The 11,465-nt window shown below is 71.6% G+C and carries 6 protein-coding genes; 5 read left to right on the top strand and 1 reads right to left on the bottom strand.

Annotated elements, in window-relative coordinates; translation table 11 throughout:
* Nucleotides 1–102: 102 nt before the first annotated feature.
* Nucleotides 103–546, top strand: coding sequence for a hypothetical protein (locus ABT063_RS14765; RefSeq protein ID WP_351057673.1), 444 nt, complete (start codon nucleotides 103–105; stop codon nucleotides 544–546).
* Between the two features lie 432 nt (nucleotides 547–978).
* Here ABT063_RS14765 and ABT063_RS14755 read toward each other — a convergent pair whose 3' ends face one another.
* Entirely contained in the window at nucleotides 979–1,767 is a 789-nt protein-coding gene (locus ABT063_RS14755) for an IclR family transcriptional regulator (RefSeq protein ID WP_351057672.1), read from the bottom strand.
* Nucleotides 1,768–1,963: 196 nt separating this feature from the next.
* Between ABT063_RS14755 and ABT063_RS14750 the strand changes: the two genes are divergently transcribed.
* The 4 genes from ABT063_RS14750 to ABT063_RS14735 all read left to right on the top strand — a co-directional run bounded on the left by ABT063_RS14750 (nucleotide 1,964) and on the right by ABT063_RS14735 (nucleotide 11,421).
* The gene (locus ABT063_RS14750; protein ID WP_351057671.1) at nucleotides 1,964–2,791 is read left to right on the top strand and encodes an AraC family transcriptional regulator; all 828 of its coding nucleotides are present in this window, start codon (nucleotides 1,964–1,966) and stop codon (nucleotides 2,789–2,791) included.
* A 444-nt stretch (nucleotides 2,792–3,235) separates the two neighbouring features.
* On the top strand, nucleotides 3,236–3,502 hold the full coding sequence (locus ABT063_RS14745; protein ID WP_351057670.1) for an acyl carrier protein: 267 nt from the start codon (nucleotides 3,236–3,238) through the stop codon (nucleotides 3,500–3,502).
* Nucleotides 3,486–4,343, top strand: a complete 858-nt coding sequence (locus ABT063_RS14740) for a thioesterase domain-containing protein (protein WP_351057669.1) — start codon at nucleotides 3,486–3,488, stop codon at nucleotides 4,341–4,343. The genes ABT063_RS14745 and ABT063_RS14740 overlap by 17 nt, the downstream gene beginning before the upstream one ends.
* A 100-nt stretch (nucleotides 4,344–4,443) precedes the next feature.
* A complete protein-coding gene (locus ABT063_RS14735) occupies nucleotides 4,444–11,421 on the top strand; it encodes an SDR family NAD(P)-dependent oxidoreductase (RefSeq protein WP_351057668.1) in 6,978 nt (2,325 codons plus the stop codon).
* The last annotated feature ends 44 nt before the right edge of the window (nucleotides 11,422–11,465 follow it).

Genomic DNA, 11,465 nt, shown 5'->3' with positions numbered 1-11,465 from the left:
CAGAGATCCTCTACAACGGCGCCCAGTGGGCGCGAGCCTGGCCAGGGGCTGGGTGAGGATGGCCGTCGGCCTCATCGCGCTCGTACTCTCCGGCTTCGGGGGGTGACGGGCGGCGCCAGGGGCTGCACCGCGTCCCCGCCCGGACGAAGCCTCAGAAGACCGCCGCGCCGGCGTAGCGGAACCGTACTCACATGCCCGCCCGGCCGTGGGCGGCGCGAGATCGCCCCGGTAAAGCACTGTAAACCGATCGGTTTTCATTTTGTTCACTTCGAGTTAACCTCACGGTATGACCACCGTAGTGAAGCCAAGTACCAAAGAGCGGCTGCTGGAGGCGGCGGCCACGCTCACCGCGTCAAGGAGAACCTGACAGCCTTCTTCCGCTCCGAGGCCGAACAGGGCGGGGCAAGCCATCCCGACCTGCTGGCCCGGCAGCTCAGCCTGGTCTTCGACGGCGCCAGTGCCCGCGCGGGGATCGGAGCCGACAAGCTGACCGGGCTCGTCACGCCCACGGTGACCACCTTGCTCGATGCGGCAGGCATGCGCTGACGCATCCCCTTCCGAGCAGGCGCTGTGACCGTGCGCTCCCCGGGCTGATGGCTCCCCGCCCCTGATTCCCCGCAATCGGAGGGGAGCCCGGTGGCCGTAGGGGTGTTGACGAGCATGCCGCGCGCGAGGAAGGCCGTCGTCTCGTCGACATCAGCACCCAACGGCGGGTGCGCGGTCCCCCAGAGCCTCATCCAGCCGGCCCGGACCACTTCGCCGCATCACCCTGGGCCTCGGCGGCTGTCACGGCGGCATAGCCCTACACCTGCAGCTGGAGCGTTTAGACGTGCCGTAGTAGCCAGCCCTTGAGTGCCAACTCGGCGACCGCTGGCGGATGACACTCTCGCGCCTCTTCTGCGCACTGACCCTATTGCCGCGAATGGCAACCTCAGCCTTGCGCTCGGAAACCGATCGGTTATCCACCGGCCCCGCCGGTCACGCGCCGACCTCCGTCAGTCGCCATCCGTCCGTCCGGATGCACCGGGAGACGGCGTCGGCCGCCACGCGCACCTGAGGCATCAGCCGCGTCGGCTGGGTGGCCTCGCCGGGCGCCGCGACGCCCAGGGCGGCGACCACGACGCCGCGGCTGTCACGCACGGGGCACGCCACCGCGCCTATTCCGGGGTTCAGTGTTCCGTGGACGCGCGTGCACCCCTCCCGTCTGATCCTGGCGAGGGCACGCTTGAGCATGCCGGCGTCCGTGATCGTGTCAGGCGTGTAGGCACGCAGTGGACCCGAGCAGACCTCGTTCCGCACGCGCTCGCTCGCGTAGGCGAGCAGGACCAGGCCCAACGAGGTGACGTGCAACGGCAGCCGGCAGCCCGGATCGCCGGTGCGGGGCTCCGGTTGCGCGTCGTTGGGGACGTAGGACAGGCAGACGCTCTCGACACCGTCACGGATCGCGAGGATCGCCGCGGCCCCCGTCTGCCGGTGCAGTTCGAGCAGGTGCGGCTGCGCGGCCTCGGTCAGCGCGATGCGCGGTGCCAGGACGGCCGTCTGCCACAGACGCAGCCCGATGCTGTAGCCGCCGTCGGCGGACCGCTCCAGGGCTCCCCAGCCGTGCAGTTTGGTGACGATGCGGTGAACAGTGGCGACGGGCAGCCCTGAGCGCCGGCTGATGTCGCTCAGCGTCAGCGTGGGGCTGTCCCGGTCGAAGACGCCGAGGATGCTGAGCGTCCGGTCGACGACAGAGCGCTCCGGAGCGGCGGAGTGGGGGGTGGTCATCCCGTCGGATCCCTTCGATGCGGGGGCATGGGGTCTCGTGCATGCACCAGAGGCACTCTGGTGACGGGCGGCCACCTCTATGATTGAAGCCTCAAGTGGCAACTGAAAGGTTAGTTCCGGAACGCTCATGGTCGATTTCGCATCGTTACCGATCCCCGTCGTCCCCTACAGACCCATCTGTAGGCCGGGCATCGGCATGGCGATGGCGACCCTGAGGGAACTGATCGAGGGCGTCTCCTCGGACGCCCTTGCCTCGCCCCACCGGCTCGACTTCCATCAGATCATGCTGGTCACGAAGGGAACCGGCAGATATTCGGTCGACTCCAGCCCCTTCCCGTGCCGTTCGGGCACGCTGGTGTGGACCCGGCCCAATCAGGTGGTCCAGTCATTCCCCCGGCCCAACATGGACGCCGAGATCATTATGTTCACCGAGGCGTTTCCCCTGCGGATGAGCGCCCACATGGGGATGCTGGACGATGTGCTGCGCCCTTCCCACTGGCAGCTCTCCCTCCATGAACTGCGCTCGTTCCGGCGGGTCGTCGATCTGCTGCACGTGGAGTTCCAGCAGCCCGACGACGGTCGGGGCGAGGAACTGCTCAAGCATCTGCTGGCTGTGACACTCCTGCGCATCGACCAGATGTGCCGTCTGCGCCACAAGGACGACACGGCCCCCGCCCTCAGCGACAAGAACGGCGAGCTCTTCCTGCGGTTCCGCCGCGAACTGGACCGCTCATTCCCCTCCACCCGGCTGGTGGAGGACTACGCCGCCGCGCTGAACTGCAGTCCTCGCGCCCTGTCTCGCGCATGCCGCGCCGTCGCCGACACCTCCGCCAAGGACCTGATCGACGCCCGGGTCGCGCTCGAGGCCCGCCGCCTGCTCGTCCACACCGACCTGCCCATCAGCGCGATCGCCCGTCAGCTGGGATTCTCCGAGGCCACCAACTTCGGCAAGTTCTTCACACGCCGCGTCAATATGTCACCCGGCGCGTTCCGGCAGTCGGAAAAGGCACGTAATCAGCCGTAACGCGACCGCAAAGCACGGAGCCGGCGAGGTGGCTTCGCCGGCTCCGTGACGCCTTCGCCACATGGACCAACGCCTGTAACGCAGTTTTCTTTCCACTCTCCGAAAGAACGGTTGTCCAGGATTACTCCACGTGGCAAGACTGTGACCCGCGTGCTTCGGGCGGCCACTCCGAAGGCACCAACCAACGCCAACGGCTCGAATCGTCTGGACCATTGGGCAGGCTCCGAGCCCCGTCGGCTCATCGACAGTTGTTCGTGCGCCACGCCCGGCGCCGATGACCAAGAACGGACTCCCGCTCACTCCCACCCTTTCGACCCGGCCTGATTCCCCGTGCGATGTCGCACGTCAGCCGGGACAGACCGGCGCCGAGATGTCCGCTGCCCGCCTGCCCGGGCCGGGCTGCGACGACCTGCGCACACCCTCCTCGAGGAAGGACGACACACCATGCCCAAAGTGACCACGCGTGACGCCGAGGACTGGCTGATCGAGAAGATCGCCCACCGCCTGGGCGTGGCAACCGGAGAGGTCTCGCGCGAGGTGTACTTCGACGAGCTGGACCTGGACTCGACCGAAGCGCTCATCCTCGCGGGCGAGTTGGAGAACTGGCTCGGCTTCGAACTGAGCACGACGACCCTCTGGTACCACCCGACGGTCAAGGACCTGGCGGCCTACCTGGCCGAGGAAAGCGATCGGCGTGCGGCCGCCGCGTGACGCGCGGCCGCCGGTCGCCCGACCGTTCCGGGCCGCCGCGCCCGGCCGCCGGACCGTCTACGTCGTCCACCCCGGCGCACTCCCGGCCCAGGTCTACCGGGGTCTCGCCGACGCGCTGCCGGAGGGCGACGGACTGACCGTGCTGGATCTGGGGGCCGTCCCCGAGTACGCGGAGGCGGCGCTGACCGGGGGCAGGGCGGCGACGACCGTCGAGGCCCTGGCGGACCGGCTGCTCACCGCGATGGGGCCGGTCAAAGGCCCGTACACCCTCGTCGGCTGGTCCTTCGGCGGCGTACTGGCGCTCGCGATGAGCCGCAAGACGCCCGCCGTTCGGCGTCCCGAGCGCTTTGTGCTCCTCGACAGCATCGGACCCACCGAGGAGTACCAGCAGCCCGATGACGCCCTCGAACCCGATCTGCTTCTCGGCTGGTTCGCCATGTACCTGGGGGCGAAGCGGGGCCGCCCGATCGAACTGGCCCCCGGCCGGCTCGCCGGGCGCGGGGTCGACGACGGCCTGACCGTCGTACTCGACGCGGCGATCGCGGCCGGGGCCCTGCACCCGGACACCCCGCTGCCGGGCCTGCGCAAGCTCTACGACACGTACGTGGACGGGCTGCTGCGCAACAACCGCCTGACGGCCCCGCACCGGCCCGGCCCCGCACTACTCCCCCTGGTGCTGGTCAAGGCCGAGCGGAGCCTGGTCCCCGACGACCCCACGCTCGGCTGGCGGCAGCTCGCCCCGCGGGGCCTGACCCTGCACAGCTGCCCCGGCGACCACTACACGATGCTCAGCCGCCCCGACTCCCTCGGAGTGATCGCCCCGTTGCTGGGCGTCGCCTGAACGGCCATTGCCCACTCCCCACCCTTGCGCGTCACCCGAAGGGCCCCGAACCGACCCGGGCCGACACCAGGCCCCGCCGTCCGACCAAGAGAGCCTCGCCGTGAACGCTTCGTCCCCATCCGACCTCGACCGCCGGCTCGCCCGAGACCCCATCGCCATCGTCGGGCTGTCCGCCCTCTACCCCAAGTCGCGCGATCTGCGCGAGTTCTGGTCCAACGTGGTCTCCGCCGCCGACTGCATCGAGGACGTGCCCGCCACCCACTGGGACGTCTCGGAGCACTACGACTCCGACCCCGCCGCCCCCGACAAGACGTACTCCAAGCGCGGCGGTTTCATCCCCACCGTCCCCTTCAACCCGCTCGAGTTCGGGCTGCCCCCGAACACCCTCGAAGTCACCGACGTCCTGCAGTTGCTGAGCCTCGTCGTGGCCCGCGACCTGCTGAAGGACGCCGGTGCCGACCAGGAGTGGTACGACGCCTCCCGCACCGGCGTGGTCCTCGGTGTGACGGGCGCCAACCAGCTCACCCAGCCGCTGACCGCCCGCCTGCAGACACCCGTCCTGAAGGAGGTCGTGCGCTCCTGCGGCCTGTCGCAGCGGGACGCCGAGGAGATCGCGGAGAAGTTCAAGCTGGCCTTCGCACCCTGGGAGGAGAACTCCTTCCCCGGCATGCTGGGCAACGTCGTCGCCGGCCGTATCGCCAACCGCCTCGACCTGGGCGGCACCAACATGACCATCGACGCGGCCTGCGCCAGTTCGCTGGGCGCGGTGAAGTCGGCGGTCAGCGATCTGCTGGAGGGGCGCTCCGACACGATGCTGGTGGGCGGCTGCGACGCCGAGAACACCATCTTCATGTACCTGTGCTTCAGCAAGACGCCCGCCTTCTCCAAGACCGGCCGCATCCGCCCCTTCGACGAGAACGCCGACGGCACCCTCATCGGTGAGGGCATCGGCATGCTGGCGCTGCGTCGGCTCGCCGATGCCGAGCGGGACGGCAACCGGATCTACGCGGTGCTGCGCGGCATCGGCTCCTCCAGCGACGGCCGGTTCAAGTCCATCTACGCCCCGCGCAAGGAGGGGCAGATGGCGGCGCTGCGCCGCGCGTACGAGGACGCGGACGTCTCCCCCGACACGATCGAGCTGTTCGAGGCGCACGGCACCGGCACAGCGGTCGGCGAGGCGACCGAGCTGTCGGCGCTGACGGAGGTGGTGTCGGAGTACACCGAGGACCGGCAGTTCGCCGCGGTCGGCAGCGTGAAGTCGCAGATCGGCCACACCAAGGCGGCCGCGGGCGCGGCCGGCATGATCAAGCTGGCCCTGGCCCTGCACCACAAGGTGCTGCCACCCACCATCAACGTGGACCGGCCGAACCCGGCGATCGACTGGGCACAGAGCCCGTTCTACGTCAGCGCACAGGCCCGCCCGTGGATCCGCGACCCGCACAGGCCCCACCGGCGCGCGGCCGTCTCGTCGTTCGGCTTCGGCGGCACCAACTTCCACGTGGTGCTTCAGGAGCACGGCGACGGGGACGATCTGCGGGTCATGTCCCCTGTGAGCCAGGTATATGTATGGCATGAACCTGACATAAACGCCCTGGTACGGGCACTCGAAGGCGGCGCGGAGCCGCGCACCGAGCCCGCTCCGGCCGGCCATCCACGGCTCGCTCTCGTCGCCCGTTCCGACGCCGAGCTCGCCGAGCTGCGCGCCCTAGCCGTGACCGAACTGCGCGCGAAGCCCGCCGAGGAAGCCTGGTCCCACCCCAAGGGCGTCTTCTTCCGCCGCCGCGCCGCCCCCACCGGCAAGGTGGGCGCGCTCTTCGCGGGTCAGGGCAGCCAGTACGTCGACCCCGGCCGGACCGCGGTGCTCGCGCTGCCTGTGCTGCGGGCGGCCTTCGACCGGGCGAACGCGGCTTTCGCGGACCACGAACTCCCGCTGTCCCGCGTCGCGTTCCCGCCGCCCGCCTTCGACGAGGCCACGCGCACGGCGTACGAGAGCGAGCTGCGCCGCACCGAATACGCACAGCCCGCGATCGGCGCCCTGGCGGCCGGCCACTTCCGTTACCTGAGTGAACTGGGCTTCGCCGCCGACGGTTTTCTCGGGCACAGCTTCGGTGAGCTGGCCGCCCTGTGGGCCGCCGGCGCGATCGACGACGACACGTACGTCACTCTGGCCCGGGCGCGGGGTGCCGCCATGGCACCGCCCGCCGACCCGGACTTCGACGCCGGGGCGATGGCCGCGGTCACCGCTTCCGCGGAGCGGGTCGGGCACCTGCTCACCGAGCACCCCGAGTTGACGGTCTGCAACCGCAACGCCCCCGACCAGGTCGTGCTCGGCGGGGCCACCGACGCGGTGGAGCGGCTGGTCCAGGCGGCGGGCGCGGCCGGCGTACGGGCGGTGCGGCTGCCCGTGTCGGCGGCGTTCCACACGCCGTTCGTCGCGCACGCGGTGGAGGCGTTCGGGCAGCGTGTGGCCGACGCGGAGATCCACGAACCGCGGCAGCCGGTGTACGCCAACTCGCCCGGCGCCTCGTACGGTTCGGACGTCGACGCCAACCGGCGGACCCTGGTCGACCAGCTCGTCAAGCCGGTGCAGTTCGCCGAGCGGGTCGAGGAGATGTACGCGGCGGGCTTCCGCACGTTCGTGGAGTTCGGTCCGAAGGGGGTGCTGACCCAGCTGGTCCGCCGCATCCTCGGCGAGCGCGAGCACTTCGCGGTGCAGCTCGACCCGGGCCCCAAGGGTGACGCGGACCTCTCGCTGAAGCGTGCCGTGGCCCAACTGGCCGTGCTGGGGCTGCCGTTGACCACCGAGGACCGTTATGTGGCCGCGCCGCCGGTCACCGAGCCGGTCAAGGGCATGACCGTACCGCTGAACGGCATCAACCACGTGCCTCAGGCGCGCAAGGCGGCGTACCGCGATGCGCTGGAGAACGGCTACCGGGTGGCTCGACCGGAGGCCGTCGAGGCGGTACCCGCCGCGGCGGTGGCCGCGGCAGAGGTGTCGTCCGCGGCAGAGGTGTCGTCCGCGCCGACGGCGGCAGCGGCGTCCGTGCCGGTCCCGGTGCCCGCCGCGACCGCTGTCGCCGTACGTCCCGCCGTACCGGAGGCGGTGCCCGCGGCGCCGCCCGTTCCCGAAGATGTCCTGGAGAGCGAACTCGTGGAAGAAGAACGCCAGACGACACCCGCCCCCGGCAACGACCGGCTGTCCGAGGTGATCGCCGATCACCTGGCTCTGCACGACGACTACCTCAACGGTCAACTGGCCGGCGCGCAGCGCCTGATGGGAATTCTCGAGCGGGCCGACGAGCAGGGCCGTGTCCACGAGGTGTTCCCGGGCGTGGCCACCGTCAAGGAGCACGGGCTGGCCATCGGCCGCACACATCTGCGGGCCAACGAGATCCTGCGGGACCTGGCGGCCATGGAGCTGGGCACGTCGGCGCCGGCGGCACCGTCCACGCCGGTGACTCCCACCGCGCCGACGGCTCCCGCGTCGCCCGTGGCTCCGTCCGCTCCGTCCGCTCCGGCTGCCCCTCCTGCTCCGTCCGCTCCGGCTGCCCCTCCTGCTCTGACCGCGCCGGCGGTCCCGCCCGCTCCGGCGGCCCCGGCCGTCGAGCCGCCCGCTCCGACCCACCCGGAGGAGACCGCGGCCGGGATGCCCGCGGCCGATCCCGCTCCGGCCGTGTCTCCCGCCCCCGCCCCCGAGCCGCCGCCGGCGTCGTCCGGGGCATCGGCCGCCGACGTGGAGGCCGCGCTGCTCGCGGTGGTCTCGGAGAAGACCGGCTACCCGGCGGAAATGCTCGACCTCGGCATGGACCTGGAGGCGGACTTGGGCATCGACTCCATCAAGCGCGTCGAAATCATGGGCGTCCTCCAGGAAAACTTCCCCAGCCCCACCCCCGTCGGCCCCGAACAACTCGCCGAACTCCGCACCCTGAACGAGATCGTCGGCTTCGTCCTCAGCCTCGGCGGAGCGAGCGCCTGTCCGCAGGCCTCGGCCACCGCGACGGCGACGCGGACCGCCCCGGTCCAGGTCGTCAACACCGAGGACGTCGCCGCCGCTCTGCTCGGCATCGTGTCGGAGAAGACCGGCTACCCGGCCGAGACGCTCGACCTGGGGATGGACGTCGAGGCCGACCTCGGCATCGACTCCATCAAACGCGTCGAAATCATGGGCGTCCTCCAGGAAAACTTCCCCAGCCCCACCCCCGTCGGCCCCGAACAACTCGCCGAACTCCGCACCCTGAACGAGATCGTCGGCTTCGTCCTCGAACTCCGCGAGCCGGGCGCCGCCTCCGCAGCCGCCCAGAGCACCACGTCCGCCGCCGCACCCAGCCCGATGTCGGCACCCACGCCCTCCGCCGACGACGTACGCGCCGTCCTCCTCGACGTCGTCGCCACCAAGACCGGCTACCCCGCCGACATGCTCGACCTCGGCATGGACGTCGAAGCCGACCTCGGCATCGACTCCATCAAACGCGTCGAAATCATGGGCGTCCTCCAGGAAAACTTCCCCAGCCCCACCCCCGTCGGCCCCGAACAACTCGCCGAACTCCGCACCCTGAGCGACATCGTCGGCTTCGTCAGGGGGCTCTCCGGTGCCGCGTCCGGGGAGCGGCGTGCTCCTGAGGCGACCGCCGCCGAGCCGACCGCCACCGAGCCGACCTCCGCCGCGGCTCCCGCCACCGCCGCGCTCGGCCGGGGTCAGGCCACGCTGGTGGACCTGCCCGTGCCGGACCGGCTGGTGGCGGCGTATCCGCAGGGTGCGGCCGCGATCATCGTCGACGACGGCAGTGCGGTCGCCGAGGCCACGGCGGGCCGGCTCGTCGCCGCCGGCTGGCAGCTGCGGGTGCTGCGGCTGCCCGGCGTGGGGCGGCGGATCAGCGGCGGTGCGGACGGCGCGCTCATGAGCTGGGGCGCCAACGAACTCGCCTCGCGCATCGAGGAGCTGGGCACGGACCGAGTGCACCTGGTCCTCGGTTTCGCCGCCGCGGACTCTCTCGCCTGGGCCGACGGTGTGCGCAGGCTCGCGCACACCCTGCTGATCGCCAAGCACGTGATGGGCCCGCTGACGGCCGCCGCGGCGACGGGTGAGCGGGCCGCGTTCGTCACGGTCACCCGGCTGGACGGGACCTTCGGTCTCGGCGGGGTCGCCGAGGACGCGGTGCCCGCCGGAGGCGTCGGCGGTCTGGTGAAGACCCTCGCGGTGGAGGCGCCCGAGCTCTTCTGCCGGGCCCTGGACCTGACGCCCGCGCTCGGTGCCGGGGTGGCCGCCGATCTGGTGCTGGACGAGGTGTACGACGCCTCGGCCGGGCCGGTGCAGGTGGGCCGTGACGGGGTCCGCCGGGTCGCGCTGGCCCTCGGCGAGGAGCCGGCCGCCGCGAGCGCGGACGCCGTGCCGCTCACCTCCGACGACCTGCTGGTCGTCACCGGCGGCGGACGCGGCATCACCGCCCGCTGCGCCGAGGCTCTCGCCGCCGCGCACCGTCCGGGGCTGCTGCTCCTGGGCCGTACGGCACCGGGTGAGGAGCCGGAGTGGGCCCGCGGGCTGACCGACCAGGGCGCTCTGAAGGCCGCCGCCGTCGAGCAGCTGAAGCAGGCGGGAGAGAAGCCGACCCCCAAGCGTGTGGAGCAGCTCTACCAGGCGGTCGTCGGCGAGCGCGAGGTGCGTCAGACCCTCGCGGCGGTCCGGGCCGCGGGCAGCGAGGTCGAGTACCTGGCGGTGGACATCACCGACGCCGCCGCGACCGCCGCGGCCCTGGCGCCGTACCAGGAGCGGATCACCGGTGTGGTGCACGGCGCCGGCGTCCTCGCGGACCAGCTGATCTCCGCGAAGAAGGCGGCCGAGATCGAGCGTGTCTTCTCCGTCAAGCTGGGCGGTCTGCGCTCGGTCGTCGCCGCGCTGCCCGCCGATCGGCTGCGGCACGTCGTGCTGTTCTCGTCGGTCGCCGGATTCTTCGGCAACCGCGGCCAGTCGGACTACGCCATGGCCAACGAGGTGCTCAACTCCTGGGCGGTCGCCTGGAAGCGGAGCCACCCGCAGACCCACGTGACGTCCCTCAACTGGGGCGCCTGGGACAGCGGCATGGTGTCGCCGCAGATCAAGGCGGTCTTCGAGGAGCGCGGGATCAGCCTCATTCCTGAGGACACCGGAGTCCGGCTCTTCACCGAGCAGTTCGCGCCCGAGCGGAGCGGTGACGTGGTCACGGTCCTCGGACCGACCACGCCCCTGTCCGAGCGCGAGCAGGCCGCGCCCGCGTCGCCGGTCCTCCTGGAGCGGGACCTGGCGTCCCTCGTCGGCGAGCCGATCGTCGCCGACCATGTCATCGGGGACGCACCCGTGCTGCCCGCCGCGGCGGCCCTGGGCTGGGCGGCGGGCGCCGTCGAGCGGCTGACCGGCGGCGGCGTCGCGGAGATCCGGGACTTCGCGGTCCACAAGGGTGTGATCTTCGACGACTCTCTCGACGGCAGCCGGTTCCAGCTCTCCTTCGACCCGACGCCCGACGGCGCCGAGGCCGACGTCGCGATCCGCTCGGCCGGCCCCGACGGGACGGTCCGTCCGCACTACGCGGCGCGAGTGCTCCTCGGCGGCGGCGCACGGCCGCAGCCGCAGCGCGTGACCGGGCTGCCCGCTCTGGGCGGCGGCAGCGACGCGCAGGCCTTCTACTCCGACGGCACCCTCTTCCACGGCGAGTCGCTGCGCGGTCTGCGCCGGGTGCTGCGGGACGACGAATCGCGCCTTGTGGTCGAGTGCGCGCTGCCGGAACACCGGCCCGCGGGCGGTGCGTTCGCGAGCAGCCGGTACGCGCCCGGCACCGCCGACCTGCTGCTGCAGGCCGCGCTGGTGTGGATGCGCCGGCACCGCGACACGGCGAGCCTGCCGATGTCGGTGGCGCGGGCCGACCTGTACGAGGCGCTGCCGGACGGCGAGCCGTTCGTCGTGGTCGTGGAGCCGGTCTCGGCGAACGGTACGTCCGCCACGGTCGACGTCTCGGCGTGCGCCCCGGACGGCAGGGTGCTGCTCCGGTTCGCGGGGCTGTCCCTCGTGTCCACCCCGCAGCTGGCCGCCAAGTTCGCGAGCCGCTGAGCCGACATCCGGACTGGCGGGCCCGGCGGGTGGCCTCCTTGAGG

The organism is Streptomyces sp. NPDC002838 (genome assembly GCF_040295365.1).
In the GTDB taxonomy this organism is placed as follows: Bacteria; Actinomycetota; Actinomycetes; order Streptomycetales; family Streptomycetaceae; genus Streptomyces.
The sequence above is the reverse complement of the archived record's forward strand: the minus strand, read 5'-3'. Positions and strand labels throughout refer to the sequence as shown.